The organism is Paenibacillus lautus NBRC 15380 (assembly GCF_004000945.1).
Classification (GTDB): Bacteria; Bacillota; Bacilli; order Paenibacillales; family Paenibacillaceae; genus Paenibacillus_AQ; species Paenibacillus_AQ lautus.
The window spans coordinates 770,029-790,226 of sequence record NZ_BIMF01000001.1; the positions used below are offsets into that span (position 1 = coordinate 770,029).

Sequence of the window (20,198 nt, forward strand, 5' to 3'; positions counted from 1 at the left end):
TCCCCCGAGCGGGAAGCCGTGCCCTAGGCACGGCCGTACAGTCAATATATAAGGGATGGCTGTTGTGTTCTTAACCAGGTGGACTCAAAGCCATCGCGCCATGACAAATAAACCTCACATAAAGTGGGTTTTTGCCGCAAAAAGCACAAGCCAGAGTCCTATAAAATTTGGTTAGTTAAGAACACGCACCGACATCAAGACAGCTCCCCTATTTTCGATATGAATCCTGCCGACTAAAACCTGTTGGCCATAAAAATAATATCCTTCTTCACTTCAAAACCGTGTTTCCGATAGAAATCTTCCGCCGGAAGATCCTTTTCTGTAAGCAATACCATGCAATGAACGTGAACTGAACTTAAGTATGCCTTCATTCCGTTCATCAGTGCTGAGCCTAATCCGCTGCCCTGCAGATCGGTATCGATAAAATACTCCTGGATATAGTATTCCTTACCGCTATACCAGCTCTTCGTATGACCAAAAGAGGCTCCCAGGATCTTGCCCTCCTGTTCGATAACAAATCCCAAAAAAACCGGATTGTCCATGAATTCCGCGAGGTATTGCTGCGCATGCAGCACGGAGTCCCACTGGTCGAACCAGGGTTCGCCGCTAAAGACCTTGAGCATCAGCTCCGAGCATGGTTCAAGGTCGGATTTGTCCATCAATCTAACATTCGCATTCGATCCCATTAAGCCGCAACACCCCATGATCTGTCAATGATATCGTAAGCCCCGATAAACCTAGCGGTCCGGATCGTTATGATAGGAGCAAAGTCATTCCGACTCGACTCCTTACCTACTATCGGGTCATGGCTCACGTTCCTTTCCGTGGAGGGATCCAATCTTTCCGCCAAAATGGCGCGCGCCCGGTACAGCCGGGATTTCACCGTTCCTTGCGGTATCCCTGCGATTTCGGCGATATCGCTGATCGGCATATCCCTGTAATAGTGAAGCTGAATGACGCTGCGTAGTTCGTATTCCAGATGCGCCACGGCTTCCTTCAGTTCAATCGCTTCATGTGGCAGTGCATCGTAAACGCCATTGGCAGGTTCAACCGTGCGCAGCCGCTGCTGGGAGCGCAGCAGTTGCAGGCATTCATGAATGAGAATACGGGACAGCCATGTTTTGAAATAAGCAGGCTCTTTCAAGGTAGGGATAGCGATGAAGGATTTAACAATCGCTTCCTGTACGGCATCCGCGCAATCCTCTTCCCGCTTCAGATATAGGCGGGCCAAACCGTACAAATTACGCTCGTAAGCAAGGATCAGCCTGCCAAAGGCTTCCCGATCCCCATGCTTGGCAAGCCGAACATCATGCTCTATATTGGATTTCTTGTTTTTGTTCACATTGTGAGACCTCCTTTGCAACACTTCCTTGGCCTTACATAAGTTAGATGCCTGAGAACGTGCTCAGGTTCACGCAAGTTAAATTATTTATTAAAAACTTGGTTAGATCACCTTCATTTTCGCATATTTTCGTTAATCATTTCCATATTGAATCAAGTTCTCAAGAATCAATGATTTTAGTTTCATAAATGCGTTCGAAGACCATTAGCGCGTTAGTTGAATGAAAATGGTTCCAAAATCACTTTCCCTATGTGACCACTTTGTTGAGTTTCTATAATGGCTTTCTCATATTCCCGTAGACTAAAATGCGTTCTTGGTGCTTGAATAGTCAATTTCCCATTTATCACCAATTTGAATACATCACCAAAAGTTTCATGCCACCGAACATCGGAGATACCTTCAATCCATCTTTTAAGCCAATACGGTTTCACTCTGATATTAGAATGATTTTGGTGTATCTGAGCCCAATTCATTTGGGTTCCTGACATAAGACCAATACTTAAGACTGTGCCACCTGGACGGATACACTCAATAAGGTCGTGTCCATCTTGCCCGCCAATGCTATCAATACCCGCCGTTACCCCCATCTCACAGGTCAATTCCAAAACTCTATGGACAAGCAATTCTTTAGACGTGTCAATTACCGCCCAAGCACCAAGCGAATACAGTTCCTGGGTATGGCTATCATTTCTTACCACCGCAATCAATCTGTATCCAAACACCTTTGAAAACTGTGCAAAAATACGTCCTATAGCAGAACCGCAAGCATTTACAATTAACACATCATCAGACTTTAACCGCAATTCTTCTGTACAAATAAGCCACGCTGTCATAGGGTTAATGTACATTTGGCTTGCTGTTTCGTTATCAATTTCAACGGGAACCCGAATTGCAAGATTGGCTTTCGTTTTCACGTACTGTTGCCAAGTTCCCTCACCACGTAGAGGCAGTACCCGTTTACCTAAAAGGGATGTTGTTACGGATGAACCAACAGCTTCAACAACACCAACCCCTTCATATCCTGGTACTGCTGGCAGCTGAATTCGATGTTTATAGGCACCTCGAATCGGAATTAGGTCAGAAGGATTGATTGGACTAAGAATCATTCGAACCACTATTTCGTCGTGCTGAAGTTGTATATCGTCTACCCTTTGTTCTAATTCCAACACTTCAAGAGGATGTCCAAACTTCTTATACTGTAAAGAAATAAACTCCTTAATGCGTCTCACTTCCTTATTGAATTATCCAGGGCAGCCCGTCAGTTTTCCTTACCTGATGCTCAGATATTCTTTAATCCCATCGACAATAGCTTGAGCAGCTTTGTATTGTACGGTATTGGATAGCATCGCTTTTTCATCGGAGATATTGCTCAAGAACCCAACTTCCAATAGAACAGCAGCCATCTTCGTTTCTCTAATGACTTGAAAACTGTTATCTTTTACACCCCGGTCTTTCAGCCCCATTGCTTTAATTAAACGCTTGTGAATAGCATCAGCCAGCTCTTTACTGCTGCTTCGCTGATAATAGTAAGTCTCTGTACCATTGGCTTGAGGTGACTCGAGAACACTGTTTCCATGTATAGATACAAATACGTCGGCATTTATTTTATTGGCGAGCTGCACACGTTCCGTTCGGGTAGGGTACACATCACTATCGCGGGTCATCCATACTTCGATTTCAGGCTCCTTCAAAAGGAGTTCTTGTACTTTTAGAGATAAAGCAAGGTTAAAATCCTTCTCATGTTTATTAGAGATACTTGTCGTCCCCGGATCACTTCCTCCATGTCCCGGATCGATCACTACAATCTTTCTGCCCTGATCACCTGCCGATGGCGCTTGAATAGGAGATTCGAAATCGCTGGTATCAGTTAAATCAATAATCAGTTGATCACCGATAAATTCATGATTAACTTGAATTATACTATCGCGTTTCAATTCAATTACGATTCTGATTTGATCTGGATCACGATTAAATAACGAATATCTCACTTCCGATACATTGGGTTGACCACTAACATCCAACTTAGCCATAGATCCCGAATCTAATGGTTGAGATAAATCACCAAACGTTGTATTAGGTAAATCAATAACAATTCGATCAGGGTCATTTAAATTAGAAATGATTGGGTTAACTTTCCCATCCATGCTTATAACGAGTTGGTTATTCAAAAAATTAATTTCGTTTATATGTTTTAACGATACTTTTTCATTGTTTTCTGAATGGGGAGCAGGATCTTCAGTTTGAGCATAATTAACGCTGCTGCTTGTCAGATATACAATTTTATCTTTGTTGTCCCAACTCACTGATAGTCCCATCTGTTCACTTACGAAGCGTATCGGAACGACTACACTTTTATTCAGAATTTGAGGAGCAATATCCAGTAATACAGGCTTCCCTGCTACCTTCGCTTCTCTTTGGTCAACATGTAAAGAGATTATCTTTGAATTTTGCTGGATTTTTACAAGATGCGATTTTTGATCCCAATTAACTCTAAACTTTAGATTCTCAGCAACAACACGAATTGGGATCATAACATGCTTATTCATCACTGTGACCTGGACATCAGAAGGCAAAATCACTTCCTGACCGTCTAATATGATCTTAGATTCGTTAGCTACTGCATGGCTTTGATCTGGTAAAATGATAAGAAAGAATAGGGATAAAAACAATATAAGAATGGCTTTTTTCATCATGCACCTCTACTATGATTTCTTTTGCTACATATTTTTAATACATTCGTTTATGGACGCAAAAATCCCACTTCATAATAGAAATGGGATTTTGTCTGGTGATACATTGTAGATGATTTAATTAGACAAACCAATTCTGAAAGAGTTCTCTGTTATCACGTGCAACATTTTTCTGTTTTATATAAAACATATCTTATGACTATATCTTCTTTGGAACCGGTTCATATATAAGACATCGTAACGTTTTTTCGGGATATCGCAATTCTGTTATATATTTGTTACCGTCTTCCAAGGCGATAGATATGGCTACAACACCACGTTGATCATATTTGACATCCTCAATGAATGACGTATTTGTGATCGCACGAGTTTCACCCTGTTTCTCTCTTACTATAGTTTTAGCCGCATCGATCCAGCTGTGATCCTGTTTGATCTGCTCTTTCAAAGCCGCTGTGATGGGCGTTCTCTTATAGTTAGAATTGAAAAGAGTGGTATCTATCACATTCCCAGTCAAGGAATCTATGAATACATCATACATAAAATAAGTTTCTGCGCTTGCTTGCAGTCTCTCCACATTGTAAGGCTGAAAATGAACAATCCATTCTCCAATTTGCCCAGGGCCAAATTTATTATACAATATGGTTACTTTCAGTTTGGAGACATCGACATCAAACAGACGAATGACACTGTCATGAGCTTTTGCCAACGCATCTGCTTCACTTATATCTTTCGAATCGGGCTGGGGCTTGACAATCCGTTTGCTCAGAGCAAAATTCACTCGGGAGTGCCAATCAATATACTGCAATAATTCCTCCTCTGTCAGAAGCCGCTCGGGATATACATAAGTTGCTTTACTCAAGTCTAAATAGAAACTATAGTTTCCCTCTTTGAGGGGCAAAGGCTTTTGAGGACGAATACCTTCATAAATATATTGTTCCTTCAATACCTTCAGCCTTTTAGCCTCCTGATCGGTCATTTTACGGTTACTTGCTTCCACTTCAATCTTGATGTTGTCAAAATAATGATAGATTTGTTGAATATCCTCGTCCGTCATCGTTTGTTCCAGATATTCCTTAACTGTCGTTGCTGGAATTGGCGCTTCTACCTTTAAAATCGGTATCTCGCTGTTTGCTAAAGTCATTGCAGGTATTCCTTGCCGCTTAGATTCCCCATAGAGTTCAGGTACCGGCGTGGGAACCAAATGCAGGACAGCCAGCGTGCTGGCTGCAAGCAATCCGCCAGAAATGGCGATTATAGCGAGGGCCTCTAGGACACTCTTTCTGTTCACAGTTAAAACCTCCACTTTTTAAATAGGCTTGGCCGCCTATGTATACCTTAATTTAAATATGTTATCGAGTTAGAAGGTTGTTGTTATGAAGTTGTAAATTCATTCGGATGGTTGTGCCGATATGTTCCTCGGATTCGAGGAACAACATCGCCTGATGCGCCTCCGCAATTTGACGGCATAAAGATAAACCAAGTCCTGCTCCTCCATGTACTCTCGAACGGGCGTTGTCCACTCGATAGAATGGCTCAAACGCATGTTCCACCTGCTTGGCGCTCATACCTCTCCCAAAGTCGCGCACCTCCAGTACAGCTGTGGAATTCTGTTCATAAGCGAGAAGTCTGATTTCGGAACCCTCGGATGAAGCGTGAATTGAATTTTCAATGCAATTGATCAGAAAAGACGCTAGCAGATCACGATCCCCCCATACGCTGTCGAGTTCAGCCTGCAGGACAAGTTCAATACCAGCCATCTCCAAATTATTGTGTTCCGTTCGCCGGACGGATTCAAACAGATCAACAACCGACACAGGTGTACGTTCTATCGGCTGGTGACTTAGGATGGAAAGATCTAGCAGCTTAAAGACCAGGTTTTTCAAGCGCAATGTTTCGCTCCAGATATAACCACTGGCCGTCATTCGTTCTTCCTCGCCGATGTTTGCGGAATTCAAATATTGGGCAAAACCCTGCATACTTGTCAGGGGGGTTCTCAATTCGTGAGCCAGGTTATCGACAATTCTTTGCTTTGCCTCAGCCATAGTAGAAAGCTCGGTTACATGACGTTCCACAGCTTCGGCCATTCTATTGAAATTTTGCGCCAATTCACCAAATTCATCGTTGTTTTTTAAAGTCACCCGCTCACGATAATTTCCTTCTGCGATATTTTTGGTCGTATCAGATAATAACCGCAAAGGTTTCGTTAACTGTCGGATCAGGATATACAGCAAAATAATAAGAATTGGACTGACAATAAAATTGATATAAACAAAATAACGATTTAATTCGGCTTGTTTGGCATACAACTCTTCGATATCCCGCCGGTATGTCAGCAAGATGTGATCGTAAGGAGCTGGCAGCTCTTTAGATATGATAACTTTGCGCACCGTTTCTTCATCTGCTTGTTCGTTTCGTATTGCGGGCATGTCATTTGTAGCAGACTCGTCGCTATACACTAACTGTCCCTGATCCCACAGTTGTAAAGTGATTCCCTGCTGTCGATAATAGTCTGCATAAGACCGTGCAACATCATATAATACGGTGTCATTGATGGACATTCCCCGGGATTTTATGGAATTCAAATTTTCATAGATGTTGTTGGCAATTAATGCCTGCTCACTCGAAGCCCTTTGAATCTCTCTTTCCATGTTAAGACGCCCACTTTTTTTCATAATCATAATTACGCTTACATCAAGGGTCAGGATGAATAAGATAAGCACGACCAGTAGTGTTTTCTGCCAAAATCGCATGCCTCATCCCTCCGATTCTAGACGGTAACCAAGCTTATAAATCGTTTTTATCCGATCTTCCCAGCCTAGTTTTTTGCGAAGCTGCCTGATATGTACGTCTACGGTGCGGGTATCACCTTCAAATTCATACCCCCATGCAAGCTCCAAAAGCTTTTCCCTGGACAACGCAATATTTCTGTTCTGAATCAAAACCTCCAACAGTTCAAACTCTCTTGCAGTCAACTCGACAGTTTGTCCGTTTTTAAAAATCTTCCGTGCCGCCAAACGGACATCAACCCCTTCCGCAATAAATCCGTCATGTTCCTGTGCGTTTCGACGTAAAACCACATTTATGCGTGCAAGCAGCTCTAAAATTTCAAAAGGTTTAATAATATAATCATCCGCGCCGAGTTCAAACCCTGTAATGCGGTCATATAATGAATCTTTAGCGGTAATAAAAATAATTGGAACATTAAGATGCCGATTGCGTCTCATTAGCTCAAAACCGTCCAAACCAGGCAACATAACGTCGAGCAAAATTAGATCTACCTTCTCCTGTTCCAGAATTGTCTGCATCTCTACCCCATTGAAAGCTTTATAAAACTGATGCCCCACAAGCTTTAAATTCATTGTAATCAAGTCGCTAATCGGTTTTTCATCTTCAACTACCAATATTTTTGCCATCATTAATCCTCCATACATTGCATTGTTTAAATATTTAAAGTTCTTAGGCTCCGTAGCTATGAATATAAGATCTTGTCGCATGCCTAGTATAAGAATTATATCCATAAAATAAAAAATACGCGATTTCCGCGAACTTTAGCGTTTTAAGTCCACATTGACTCGATATGTATCGTATCTCCTGAACCACACTCTGCCACCGCGAACGTTGTCTTTTCTTTGCATACCATTTCGCTAGCGCCTCATATGAAAAACACCGTAAGGTCATCGCCCTCACGGTGTCTCGTTCAGCCTATAAATCGTTCATATCATGAATTGCATGATTAGATCCGTTCTCATTCAATTCGTATCCTTATCCACATATCGTCCTTGCTCGGGAACGGCCAAACGGTCAAAGTCCCGGGCCAACCGCGCAAGCGAAGCCGTTAGCTCTTCGCCGCGCATGGAGACCCCGTGCCCCGTGACCAGGATTCCGGGATTCAGGCTTGCCAGGCGGCGAACCGATTCACGCGCCAGATCCCAATCCGGGGTAAAATACATCGGCGGCCCGTGCAGCTCCTTCTCCTGCCCGATGACGGCAAGCGCCGACTCTTGCTTCACCGTAATGACCGCGTCTCCCCCCACGAGGACTCGATCCCGTTCACGAAAAAGGGAGATATGGCCCGGGCTATGACCCGGTGTCGGGATCCATTTGAATTCAGGAAGACCCGGCACGCTGCCGTCCTCCGACAGAGGTTGTATCCTGGAGCCCAGATCGATGGCTTTGTTCGGATACATCGGGGCAACGCGGGCCATCAATCCGCCGCCTACGCTCGGATCTCCCGGAGGATAATCTTCCTTTCCCGTGAGGAACGGCAGTTCATCCCGATGAGCATAGACGGGGACGTTCCAGCGATCGGCCAACTCCTTTACATTGCCCACATGGTCGAAATGGCCGTGTGTAAGCACGATGCAAACCGGCGGCTTTCCGAATCTTTTCTCAGCTTCTTCCACAATGGAGCCTTCAAAATTTCCGAGTCCCGTGTCAATCAGTACCCAGTCTTCGGTTCCCGGCGTACCGATCATCTGGATGTTTACCATGACGGTGCGCAAGGATAGAATATCCGGCGTAATCTCCTCGGGCTCTACTGCACCCGTCTTTAACATGCTGTGGTCATTCATTATGGAATCGCCCCCATTTCTCGTTGTAAGTGCTTCTTGTAATAACATACCCGTTTTGGCACTTTTCAACGAAGAAACGGCGATTTTTACTGAATGATTTTGTTGAGACGCTCCAGATAACGCCAGCGAGTAATAAAGAAATAAATGATCTGTATGCTCAGGAAGAACATGAAAATCTTCAAACTGTGCCCTACGATCGAGAAGTCTACCAGCTGCTGCAGGGCTACGAAGGCAACGCCGCTGTGAATAAGTGCAATCAGCATCGGCAGAAAGAACATAATAACAAGCTGCTTGGTAATGATGGTGCCAAGCTCTTTTTTGCTGAGACCGACCTTGGCTATCATGCGATACTGCTGTTCATCCCGGGCAAGATCCGCGTATAGCCGGAAATAAACAAAACTTGCCGCGAAGGTGAAAAACACGATGCCGACCAAGCCGCTCACCATAAGCAGGATCCCGTTCTGCTGCTGGGCGCTTTTCCAATCCAAATACAATGATTTTAGATAATAGCTGTAGTCTTCATTCTCGTTGAGACGATCCTGAATCGTTCTGGACACATCCCCTGTATTCTTCCAATCCTGTACGTAATACGTATGGTATGCCGCATAACCGTACTCCTGATCCTGTTGTGCCTGGAACGCATCCTCGTACAAACGGTCGGATACGACCAGCGTCTCGCCGTAGGTTGCCGGTACAGCAATGAACGTTTCAGCTTTGAGCACTTTTACGGTTTCCGATTTCTTGCCGATTAATACTTCGAACTGATCATTCAAGGGACCATCGATTCGGTAGCTGTTCTTCTCCGAGACTGTTCCCGGAGTCAAGATCCCTTCAAGATCCCTCAATGTTTCTGCCGGGTAACCCAGCGACTGAATGAGACTGTTATATTCGCTCAGCTTAATCAGCTTCACCCCGTTATCCGAGAAAATCGGGGTAACCTCCGCCTCCTTGTAATCGAATCCGCTCTTTCTGAGCTCCTCCCTGATGATATCCAGATGTCGATTCCCTTTGTCCGCATCCTCTTCATACATGGAATACGTATAGGCATAAGGGTTCTCCATGGCCGACAGTCCCGGATCCCCGATCGCGAGCGTTGTGCCGATCCCGGTAAAGGCGGATGCAGAAATGACCGAAACGAGGAAAAACATCACCGCATTGTCCTTGATTCTGTACAGCAGCTCCGAGATCGTCAGCAGATTGGTTTTTCGGAAGAAGAATCGCTCTTTCTTCTGCAAGTACCGCATGAAGAACACGCTGAACTGAGTGAAGAGAAAATACGTGCCGATGACAACGAGAACAACCCCTCCAAGCAGTAGAATAAAATTAAAGATTTGAAGAATCGCAAAAGCCATAACCATGCCGTACCCGGCACCAATCAAAAGTACAGCCAGCACGGCCAGCCAAGGCGAGGCTTTAGGCTGCGGCTTGGGACTTTCCTCCGCTTTCACGAGCGCAAGCAGCGTACCCTTCCGCAGCATGAACGAGGAGAACAACGCAATCAGCAGGAACAAAACGGCATAAGCCGCTGCCGTGATGATCAGTGATTCGAGCGGAAAATAAAACGGAAGTCCGGTATCCACAGCCAGCAGCTTGGCGCTGATTAACAGAATCAGCTTGGAGAACAGCATGCCCGTCCCAATCCCCGCTACGATCGCCGCAACGCCAATCAATATATTTTCGATAAACAGCATCCGGTTCAATTGCTTGCGGGACATGCCGAGAATCAGCAGAATGCCGAACTCCTTTTTTCGGACCTTGATGAAAGCCCCCACCGAATACAGCAGGAAGAAGAATGAAAAAACAAACACAATGTACTGGGATACCGTCATGCCCATCGTTCCCAGCATGGACATGGTACCGCTGGAGGAGACCAGGCCGTCTTTCAGCTGCGGGTGAAACGAAAGCAGCCCATAAGTAAAGAAAATCATGACGGAGAAGGCACTGCTCAGGAAATGGGCAATATACGTGCGCTTGCTGCGCAGGACATTGTTAATGGCGAACTGGCGAAAATTCATGTCCCGAACCTCCCAGCAGCGATAACACATTGATGATTTTTTGATAAAAGGCCGATTGGCTCTCACCGTACGTGATTTCGTTGTACAACTGTCCATCCTTGATAAACACCACCCGATTGCAGTAGCTTGCGGCAACCGGATCATGGGTGACCAGCAGCATCGTCACGTTGTCTTCCTTGTTTCTCCGGTCCATAATTTCCATGACGTCGCGCGCCGATTTGGAGTCCAGGTTCCCCGTCGGTTCATCGGCCAGAACCAGCTTCGGTACGTGAATCATAGCCCGTGCAACAGCCGTCCGCTGCGCCTGTCCCCCCGAGATTTCATACGTCCGCTTGTCCAGAATGGATGTGATGCCCAGCTTCTCGGCTAATATGCCGACCCGGCGGTTCATCTCATCCAGATCCACACCGTCCAGCGCCAAGGGCAGCAGGATGTTCTCCTTGACTGTCAGCGTATTCAGCAGGTTGAAGGACTGAAAGACAAATCCAAGCTTACGGCGGCGGAACATGGCGAGTTTATCCTGGGATAAACGGAACGGATCTTCCCCGCCGATGGTGATCTCCCCGGACGTGGGACGGTCGATGGTGGATATCATGTTAAGCAGCGTCGTTTTCCCGCTGCCGGAAGGCCCCATAATGCCAACGAACTCCCCTTCGTTGATGCTCAAATTGATATTGGAAAGCGCCTCGTGGGACACCGCGGCTTTGTAGACCTTGCCCAGATTGCGCACGTTTAGTATTTCCATCTTGTAAACCTCACCTTCGTTATTTCGATTTTGTAAGGTTAGTGTATAGCATCCCCGGAGCTTCTCCTATCGATCACTCTTTCACCAATCTTACATAGGTGTAAGATTGGTGCACTAAATGACAAATCTACAGCTGATTACGCTAAGGCGTTCTGAATGCATCTTGTACGTTTCTCTAGGACGCTTCGAGTACGTCACCTTGCGCTTCTCTAGACTGCTTTCGATTACGTAACTTCTGTGCTTCTTCAGACCGCTCCAAGTACGTAACGTTCCTACGATCGCTGTTGCCCCCAAATTTTCTGAACGATTACCCTGAGGTGAAAATTCGGGTGCAAAGGCGACCGCTTTCGCTTCTTCGGAATCGTTTCGTCCTCTTTCGCTGGTGTGTGCCGATACCTACTCATGATTTAAAACAAAAGAAAGAACCTTATCTCAAAGGCATCATAATGTTTAATCAAACATTCTCAGCGCGAGATAAGGTTAGATTTGCTTAATACTAACTTACAACTTTAATACACCCTAACTGAATTCAATCCCTGCCCCTACTCGGCACCTAAATCCATACTGTTATCTTGTTCCTAAACAGCCAGCAACCTTACTTGAGGTCATAGCCTTCGCCAGTCAGACGCCAACAGGACTCTTTATTGCGAGTCCTCACCCCGAGAAAATCAACCTCACGGTTGTTCCTCTCCCCGGCTCGGATTCCAGCTCGATTCGATGGTTCATTTTATGGACGACCTCCTTGACGAGATACAAGCCCATGCCGGTGGATTCCTTCAGCTTGCGTCCGTTTTCCCCGGTATAGAACGGGTCGAACACCCGCTTCATGTCGGATTTGGGTATGCCCATCCCCCGGTCCGCGATCTCCAGCACAACATGGCGGCGATCCTCGCTCCGGTGGGCTTGGATCGTCACTTTCAGCCCGGTACCGGCGGAATATTTGATGGCGTTGGACAGCAGCTGCAGCATGATGAACCGAAGCCACTTGGCATCCGTCTGGACGGTGAGGTCCGAGTCTATTCGCACTTCCGGATACACATGACTGTGAATAAAGTAGCGCTTGTTCTCGTGGACCGTTTCGACTGCAATCTGATAAAGCTTCACGGGCTCCACGCTGAAATCCTGTTCAAAGGTTTCAAGCCTGGACATGTAGAGCACCATCTCAAGCCCGCGCCGAATCCGATCAGACTCTTCGGATATACTCTTGAAGGCGTCGTTATCATCCTCTTGCGTGATCATCTCAATAACGGACAGCGGCGTTTTCATCTGATGCACCCATTGATTCATGAAGATCATATGCTCTTTCCGTCGGCGCTCCCACTCTTCCATGACCGTACGGTATTGACGATACTGCTCTTCCATCAGCTCGCTAAGGGCCGTAGGCAGTGGGGCCGATTCATTATGCTTGATCGATTCCTCCAGCGACCTGATGGGCTGCGACAGCCGCTCATAGAAATCCCGGTGCGTGAAGTACCGGAATGCCAGGTATCCGCCCAGAATGGTCAGACCGAGGGAAACGGCATAAGCCGCTGTCACCGGATGATCATAACCGTCATACCAGAATACGAGCAGCACCACGAACAACGCGGCGACCGTAAATAGAATCAAGGGCAGTTGCTCACGCCAAAACAGCTTTTTCATAGCCTTCCCTTACCTCTTCCAAACCGTGTGCAGCCGATACCCCGAGCCGCGGATCGTTTCCAGCGCATTCTCAATCCCTAACTCCGCAAGCCGTTTGCGCACCCGGTTAATATTCACGCTGAGCGTATTATCGTCAACGAACGTATCATCCCACAGCTTCTCCAGAATCGTCTCGCGCGTGACCAGCCGGGGGCTCCGGCTCAGCAGCGTCTCCAGAAGGATCGTTTCTTTTTTCGTGAGTATCGATGTCCGGTCCTCGAGATTCAGCTCCATCCGTTCGGGATACAGGACCAGCCCGTCCTTCTCAATCGTACGCTCGGCGGATGCTGCCGCATAATCGCCATATACGCGGCGCAGCTGGCTGTGGATTTTGGCGATGACGATATCATAAGCAAACGGCTTGGTGATATAATCATCCGCGCCGTTCTCCAGCGCCCGTAACTGATCGGGGGTCCCGTTCCGAGCGGATATGAAAATAATCGGACAGGTGGATACGGACCTGATCTGTCGGCACCAATAATATCCGTCAAAACTTGGCAGATTCACGTCGAGCAGAACGATATGCGGCTTTATCTCGTGAAATTGCTCCAGCACATGATCGAAATCCTCGATAATTTTCCCCTCATTTCCGTACCGTTCGATATGCGACTGCAGCAGCCCCGCCAGCTTGGGGTCATCCTCAACGATCATGATTTTGTACATCCGTTCTCCCTCCATGAAGCGTCAGGCCGCTCTTTCCCTTCCGAAAAGAATTCGCCTGATGGTTTATGTTTCCCTAACGATAGCCGCTTCAAAAAAGTTGGTCCCGTCCGGCGATATGCCCTGCACATACACCCGATTGTTCTCTCCGACCGAACGCTTGATCAGCATCGTATCCTTCAGCCTGGCCTCGTTATGATATGTAATCTTGAAGCCGGTCACTTGCCCTCCCCGAAGCTCCTGCTCATCCAGCACGTCAAAGCACAGGTCCGCATAACGGGCATTATTCAAATGACCATTCGTATCGATTCCACTGTACCGGACCATGTACGTATACGCCTCATCTAGCTGTACTCCCTCCGGCAATACGGCTTTGCTTGGCAGTTCCCCAACCGTTTCCTCACCGATCGGCACCTCGAATGGAAACATGGACGGACGCAGAATTTTCCGTTTATGAATATCCACGAGCGCCCATACCGAGCGGGCTTCGCCCAGCATTTCGCCATCGCCGTTCTTTATTCGATAATCCCGATGCCACAGCGCTCCTTTAGACCCGCGGCTCCAGGTGTCAACATATACGGTTTCCATATCCCTTGGCATCCGCCGCATATCAAGCTCCAGCGTAATCAGCATCCAGCCCATTCCCCGCTCGATCATCTCCTCGCGACTGATCCCGAGCGCCTCTATGTGCCGGTCAGCCGCTCTTTGCAAAATACTGAGCAGCGAGGACCAACGGCAATTCCCTTTAAAATCCGCATCAACCGATTGAATCGTATATTCTTCTGTCCATTTCTCAACCATGAGTCCCATGCCAGCTCCTTTATTATTTTCAACCTCAGAATAATTCAAGCATAATCAAAAGCCCGGCATTTATCAAAGAATGTCATGGTATTTCGTCTGCTGGAAAAAAGTGATTTCGTCATCATCCGGTTTAAAAGTCACGTCTTTGGTTAATAGTAAGGCACAAACAACTATAACTTATACGAGGTGATTAACAATGAGTTTTCTTTGGTCATTAATCGTTGGTGGTATCATTGGTTGGATTGCAGGCTTGATTATGGGCAGAGACATTCCCGGCGGTATCATCGGTAACATCATTGCTGGTTTTGTCGGCGCTTGGCTGGGTGGACTTCTGCTTGGATCTTGGGGACCGGAAATGGGAGGATTCTTCATCCTGCCTGCTCTGATCGGTGCCGTCGTGCTTGTCTTTATCGTCAGCCTGATCATGGGTTCGATGAGACGCGGCCGTTCCTAACTTGATTGACATGGATTCTTGGCTTTCATGATGCGAGTTACCGGCAACTGCACGATTCGGATCACACAACGGGATTCGCGAATGAACCGATAAAATCCACAACAAAACAGGGTGACCTATTCGCCATCATGGCGGTAGGCTACCCTGTTTTATATGCTCCCCTTTCTTTTTTAAGAAAGAGGAAGTCCTTGCTTCTTCGCATAATTGCCCCAATGCGGCCTGCGTCCATCGATGTCGCTAAACCCGTATTCATCCGATAAATCCCAGCTGGTTAGCGCCTTGCCGCTCTTGTCGGCAACATTCGGATCGGCTGCAAGCGCCGCAATGCCCTGCGCCAGGAAATAGGGGGTCTCCGACTCGATGAAATGCGGATCTTGCGCTGCGGCATCCTGCCAATTGTCTTCCTTCACGCCAAAGTGATCCAGCATTTGTTCGGAACGCAGAAATCCCGGCGTAACGGACAGTGCCGTTACCTGATAGGGACGCAACTCCTCCGCCATGGCTGCAGCCAGGTGGATCGCCGAAATTTTTGCCAGGCTGTAATACAAATTCCCGCGATACCGATACGTAGATCCATCCGTAACCTCAATGACCAATCCCCCGCCGTTCTCCACCATAAGCGGAACACCGTAATAACTTGTGATCATGTGCGTGGTAACCGCTCGTTCCTGCATCAGCAATCCATCGGACAGAAACTGCTCCCAGAACGGGATATTCCAGTGCGTGAGGTTCTCGCCTCCCCATATATCATTGACAAGGATGTCCAGCCGTCCTTGCTGCTCCTCGCGAATCCGTTCAAACAATGCCTTTACTTGCTCCTCCACCGTATGGTCACACTGCACGGCGATGCCGATTCCGCCTCGATCCGTCACCATATCCGCCGTGTCATCTATCGTCTCAGACCGTTTGATATCCGATACCTGACCCCGTACGCTCCGTCCTGTACAATACACCGTTGCCCCAGCGGCGCCCAGCATCACCGCAATGGCGCGGCCAGCCCCTCGGGTCGCCCCGGCAACGACGGCTACTTTTCCTTGCAATGGCTTATGATCATTCTTATTCATAGCGAGACCTCCAACCTGTATACTGATTTTCTCAACATCCTTATCGTATCAGTCATATATGACATCCCTTGTCTTATATACGTGCTACAATACAATTATCTTCTACAGATATTAAAGAGGTGACATGACTTGAGGGCGGATCGTCTATTGTCCATTATGCTGATGCTCCAGAACGGAGGTAAGAAGAATACCCGGTATTTGGCGGAGCAGCTTGAGGTATCGGAACGAACGATCATACGCGATATGGAAAGCTTAAGCTCGGCGGGTATTCCCGTCTATGCGGAAAGAGGCTCCCTCGGCGGTTGGGTGCTGGAGGAGAGCTATCGAACGAACCTGACCGGGATGACGCCTGACGAGCTTATCTCCCTGCTGGTCTCCAGTCACAGCCCGCTGATCGGGGATTTGGGAATCCGCAAGCAGTTTGATGCAGCTTATCAGAAGTTGTTGGCCTCTTCCCCGCGCTCCATTCGGCAGGACGCCGAAATCATTCGGGAGAAAATCCATATTGATGGCGCAGGCTGGCACTCCTACCGTGAATCTCATCCGTATCTTACCGTGCTTCAGGAGGCGCTATGGCTGGATCGGATCATCCGAATCCAATATATGAAGGGGGAGGAGCGGGTCGAAAGAATCATTCATCCGCTGGGGCTGGTTGCCAAACGCAGCACCTGGTATGTGGTCGCGGAATCCGAAGGCGAGCTGCGAACCTACCGTGTATCGAGAATCGTGGATGCCGTCATGTCCGAGGAACCCTTCGAGCGCCCTGCTGATTTTAATCTAGCTGAGTATTGGGAGGAGTCGCTGGCACGGTTCATGCAGAATCTCCCGCAGTATCCGGCACAGGTTCGAATGACCGTTTCTCTGATCAAACGCTTTGAGCGGGAGCGATACGTAAAAATAATCCGATGCGACATGGAGAGCCAGCTCGACGGGTGGATTGCGGCCGATTTGGAATTCAACACCTTGGAATCGGCTTCGGCATTTCTTCTAAGCTGCGGAGCGGAAATCGAGGTGATTGCTCCACAAGAGTTGCGCGAGCATGTCAGCACAGCCGCAAAAGCCATTTCACGGCTATATGAATAGATCATAAGAAAAACGCCTACCGACGTACTTTCGCAGATGACAGACCGCAGTTAAAAAAAGTTTTTCTTGCGATATCAGGAAGTCCAGCTTCGAAGTTTATACTTTCTGATATCTATAAAAAAGCACCAGGCAAATCCCTCAAAATGAAGGCTTGCCTGGTGCTCTTTGGTTCGTTGATATGAGCCATCATTATTGAATGGTATGGAGAGGTTTTAGGTTGGCTTCAATCTGTTCCCGCTTCGGCTCCAGGAACGACGGCAGCGCGAGGGATTCGCCGAGATGATCGATATGCTCATCCGTGTCAAAGCCCGGGCCGTCGGTGGCCACCTCGAATAAAATACCGTTAGGCTCTCGGAAATACAAGGAACGGAAGTAGAAACGATCGACAAATCCCGAATTCGAAAATCCAACATCGCCAATCCGATCAATCCAGGACCGGAGCTCCTCCTCATCCTCAACGCGGAATGCAACGTGATGAACGCCGCCGCGGCCAAGCCGCTCCTGCGGAAGGTCCGTTCGTTCCTCCACGTGCACTTCCGCTCCCGTTCCGCCTTCCCCTGTCTCAAAAACAAGGATATCCGGCTGCCCGTCTACAGGCGAAGCATACTGACCTTTGTAACGGAAGCCCATCAGCTCCGTCAATACTTTCACGGTCTGCACTGGATTAGGCACGGTTAGCTGCACCGGACCTAAACCGATAATGGCGTATTCCACCGGAACCGGACCCTTTTCCCACGGGATGCCCCCAGGAACTCCCTCATTATGTTCATCCGAAACCAGAATGATGCGCTGGCCCTCGAAATCCCTGAAGAGAAGTGTCAATCGGCCGGCACGTTCCTTGATCTCCTCGCGTTCTACCCCGTGCTCACCCAGCCGCCGGGTCCAGTATTCCAAAGCGCGGTCACTGGGCACGCGAAGGGATGTTGCCGAGATGCTGTTGTTTCCCTCACGGGTCCGGCCGGCCATCGGAATTTCGAAGAAGGTAAGCTCCGTCCCGGGGTTTCCTTTTTCGTCGCCATAAAACAGATGGTAGACCGACACATCGTCCTGGTTCACCGTTTTCTTAACCAAACGCATGCCAAGCACCTTTGTATAAAATTCGAAGTTGCGCGAAGCCGCAGCCGTTAACGCGGATACGTGATGAATTCCTTTAAACTTCATGACTTCAACCTCCATCTATATGATTTATTCGTTATTAATAGCATGTTAACCATCCCAGGCACCTGTCCTGTTTGGTTAAACGCCTTATTCGAAAAAGCAGCTTCATCCTTGCTTCTTTAACTTATCTTGTGTATCTGTTGCTTAATCTCAGTTTAGTATTTAAACCTTAAATCGTCAAGTCTTAATATTAAGATATTTAAAATAAAAATAACAGAACTCCCTTTTTCCCTGATCAAACCCGGAAAAAATGGATCTGTTATTCATTCCCTGCTGTACTGAAACCTATCCTCATAGGATTGGCCCATTAACACCACGAACAAGGCATAAGCCTCTTTATGTCTTGGATATCGCCTCTTCGCGATACTCGGAGGGCGTTTTCCCTGTTATTTTCTTGAATACCTGCGTGAAATATCGAGGATCCTGATACCCTACCAGGGGCGCTACCTGGTATACCTTCACATCCGTATTCAGCAAAATGCTCTTGGCCTTCTCGATCCGGCATTCCGTTAAGTACTCCAGAAACGTATATCCCGTTGTGGCCTTAAACAGGGTACAGAAATGGCTGATGCTCAAATCCGCCAGCTCCGAAACCTCTTCAATGCTGAGATCCTTCTGATAATTTTCCGCAATATAATCCTTGGCCTTACCCATAACGGCCTGGACATTGTCCTTGGCCTGCCCCGACCGGCTCTCGGCAATCCATTTGCTGAAATGGCTTTTAATGACATCCATCAGCTGCTGAAGGGTGCCAGATGCATAAAGCTCCTGCAGCAATTCCTCCAGTGACCACTCAAACAGCACCTTCATATGCTCAAACTGCCGATACAGCACGACACTCATCTCCAGAAGCACCCGCTCGGTCATTTCCCGGCTGAAGGCATGCTCCTCGATATAAGCCTTGGTCTCGTCAAAAAGCTCCAACAGCCGCTCCTTGTGAAGCGTGCGGATGCTTTCCACCATGAGCGACTCGAGATGCTTCGGATACTTCGCTTCGCTGGCCGTTTCCATGACGGAATCGGGAGTCCCGACAAACACCCCCTCTTCCCCGGAATAGAACCGCTGGTATAACGCGCGGACCGCCGTCTCATAAGCCGTTCCCAAGCGGTCAATCCCGGCCATGCTGGGACTGAAGCCGACCGAGCAGGACAGCTTCGTATTCCGCTTGATCAATTGCACCAGATCCCGGCCGATGACCTCCTGCCGCTCTCTCGTCAGGTTCGGAAACAGCAGCACCCATTCCCCGCTGCGGAAAGGAAATACCGTTAACCCGCCATGCTGCAAGGACCATTCCTCGAGGACGTTCCGTACGGCAAACAGCCACAGGCGCTTCTCGTCCATGCTCCATGACTCGTTAAGCCGCAAGTAATGATCCAATTGAATGACGGCCATCGTGTATCCATGCTCCAGCTCGCTGTCCTCCAGCCACTGCATATGCTGCAAGGGGCTTCGGTTCCCCTCGATGAATTCCGTCAGCATCCTCTCCCGGGCCAGCAGCGATAAAACCTTGATCGAGTGCAGCATTTGGTCATCCGCAATCTGCTTCTCCAGGGCTCTGGCCGCCTTGGCTATCGTCTCCGTCAGCTCATCATGATCGATCGGCTTCAGCAAGTAATCGAATGCCCCTTCGCGTAGCGCTTCCCTTGCGTATTCGAATTCACCGTACCCGCTTATAAAAATAATGATCCGCCGCGCCTGATCCGCCTTCAGCTCCTTCATGAGTGTAATGCCATCCATTCCCGGCATCCGAATATCGCTAATGATCATATGCGGCGACACTTCACGCGCCAGCTTCAGAGCGCTGTCCCCTGTCTTGGCCTCCCCAACGACTTCCAGATCCAGCTCATCCCAGGGAATGGCTGCCCTTAGACTGCGCAGAATGATCGGCTCATCATCGACCAGAATGACTCTGAATTTACCGTCCGATCCGCCCAT

The 20,198-nt window shown here is 47.9% G+C and carries 18 protein-coding genes; 2 read left to right on the plus strand and 16 right to left on the minus strand.

Annotation, left to right across the window (positions count from 1 at the left end):
* Positions 1-233: 233 nt before the first annotated feature.
* From PLA01S_RS03340 to PLA01S_RS03400, 13 genes are all read right to left on the minus strand, one after another.
* Complete coding sequence (locus PLA01S_RS03340) at positions 234-659, minus strand: GNAT family N-acetyltransferase (protein WP_246059293.1); 426 nt, start codon at positions 657-659, stop codon at positions 234-236.
* Between the two features lie 26 nt (positions 660-685).
* Positions 686-1,342 (minus strand): sigma-70 family RNA polymerase sigma factor, encoded by a 657-nt coding sequence (locus PLA01S_RS03345; RefSeq protein ID WP_127590042.1) that lies wholly within the window; start codon positions 1,340-1,342, stop codon positions 686-688.
* 212 nt (positions 1,343-1,554) lie between these two features.
* A complete protein-coding gene (locus PLA01S_RS03350) occupies positions 1,555-2,571 on the minus strand; it encodes a zinc-dependent alcohol dehydrogenase family protein (RefSeq protein WP_127590043.1) in 1,017 nt (338 codons plus the stop codon).
* A gap of 39 nt (positions 2,572-2,610) precedes the next feature.
* Positions 2,611-4,032 (minus strand): N-acetylmuramoyl-L-alanine amidase family protein, encoded by a 1,422-nt coding sequence (locus PLA01S_RS03355; RefSeq protein WP_127590102.1) that lies wholly within the window; start codon positions 4,030-4,032, stop codon positions 2,611-2,613.
* Between the two features lie 199 nt (positions 4,033-4,231).
* Entirely contained in the window at positions 4,232-5,320 is a 1,089-nt protein-coding gene (locus PLA01S_RS03360; RefSeq protein ID WP_127590044.1) for a hypothetical protein, read from the minus strand.
* A 61-nt stretch (positions 5,321-5,381) separates the two neighbouring features.
* Complete coding sequence (locus PLA01S_RS03365; protein WP_127590045.1) at positions 5,382-6,782, minus strand: sensor histidine kinase; 1,401 nt, start codon at positions 6,780-6,782, stop codon at positions 5,382-5,384.
* Positions 6,783-6,785: 3 nt separating this feature from the next.
* Positions 6,786-7,445 (minus strand): response regulator transcription factor, encoded by a 660-nt coding sequence (locus tag PLA01S_RS03370; RefSeq protein WP_127590046.1) that lies wholly within the window; start codon positions 7,443-7,445, stop codon positions 6,786-6,788.
* Positions 7,446-7,781: 336 nt separating this feature from the next.
* Positions 7,782-8,603 carry an MBL fold metallo-hydrolase gene (locus PLA01S_RS03375; protein WP_127590047.1) on the minus strand — a complete coding sequence of 274 codons (822 nt, stop codon included), beginning with the start codon at positions 8,601-8,603 and terminating at the stop codon, positions 7,782-7,784.
* An 86-nt stretch (positions 8,604-8,689) separates the two neighbouring features.
* Positions 8,690-10,618: an ABC transporter permease gene (locus PLA01S_RS03380; protein ID WP_127590048.1), complete on the minus strand. Its 1,929-nt coding sequence runs from the start codon at positions 10,616-10,618 to the stop codon at positions 8,690-8,692.
* Complete coding sequence (locus PLA01S_RS03385; protein ID WP_127590049.1) at positions 10,593-11,363, minus strand: ABC transporter ATP-binding protein; 771 nt, start codon at positions 11,361-11,363, stop codon at positions 10,593-10,595. Before PLA01S_RS03385 ends, PLA01S_RS03380 begins: the two co-directional genes overlap by 26 nt.
* A gap of 654 nt (positions 11,364-12,017) precedes the next feature.
* Positions 12,018-13,004 carry a sensor histidine kinase gene (locus PLA01S_RS03390; protein ID WP_127590050.1) on the minus strand — a complete coding sequence of 329 codons (987 nt, stop codon included), beginning with the start codon at positions 13,002-13,004 and terminating at the stop codon, positions 12,018-12,020.
* Between the two features lie 9 nt (positions 13,005-13,013).
* Positions 13,014-13,706, minus strand: coding sequence for a response regulator transcription factor (locus PLA01S_RS03395; protein ID WP_127590051.1), 693 nt, complete (start codon positions 13,704-13,706; stop codon positions 13,014-13,016).
* A 63-nt stretch (positions 13,707-13,769) separates the two neighbouring features.
* Positions 13,770-14,504: an acyl-[acyl-carrier-protein] thioesterase gene (locus tag PLA01S_RS03400; RefSeq protein ID WP_307719747.1), complete on the minus strand. Its 735-nt coding sequence runs from the start codon at positions 14,502-14,504 to the stop codon at positions 13,770-13,772.
* A 196-nt stretch (positions 14,505-14,700) separates the two neighbouring features.
* Here PLA01S_RS03400 and PLA01S_RS03405 point away from each other — a divergent pair, with 196 nt between their 5' ends.
* Positions 14,701-14,958 (plus strand): GlsB/YeaQ/YmgE family stress response membrane protein, encoded by a 258-nt coding sequence (locus tag PLA01S_RS03405; protein ID WP_006208269.1) that lies wholly within the window; start codon positions 14,701-14,703, stop codon positions 14,956-14,958.
* Positions 14,959-15,128: 170 nt separating this feature from the next.
* Here the strand turns inward: PLA01S_RS03405 and PLA01S_RS03410 are convergent, their stop codons facing one another.
* Positions 15,129-16,022 carry an SDR family oxidoreductase gene (locus tag PLA01S_RS03410; protein WP_127590053.1) on the minus strand — a complete coding sequence of 298 codons (894 nt, stop codon included), beginning with the start codon at positions 16,020-16,022 and terminating at the stop codon, positions 15,129-15,131.
* A 129-nt stretch (positions 16,023-16,151) separates the two neighbouring features.
* Here PLA01S_RS03410 and PLA01S_RS03415 point away from each other — a divergent pair, with 129 nt between their 5' ends.
* Positions 16,152-17,105: a helix-turn-helix transcriptional regulator gene (locus PLA01S_RS03415; protein ID WP_127590054.1), complete on the plus strand. Its 954-nt coding sequence runs from the start codon at positions 16,152-16,154 to the stop codon at positions 17,103-17,105.
* A 189-nt stretch (positions 17,106-17,294) separates the two neighbouring features.
* Here the strand turns inward: PLA01S_RS03415 and PLA01S_RS03420 are convergent, their stop codons facing one another.
* Complete coding sequence (locus PLA01S_RS03420; RefSeq protein WP_127590055.1) at positions 17,295-18,266, minus strand: ring-cleaving dioxygenase; 972 nt, start codon at positions 18,264-18,266, stop codon at positions 17,295-17,297.
* Positions 18,267-18,599: 333 nt separating this feature from the next.
* Complete coding sequence (locus tag PLA01S_RS03425; protein ID WP_127590056.1) at positions 18,600-20,198, minus strand: response regulator transcription factor; 1,599 nt, start codon at positions 20,196-20,198, stop codon at positions 18,600-18,602.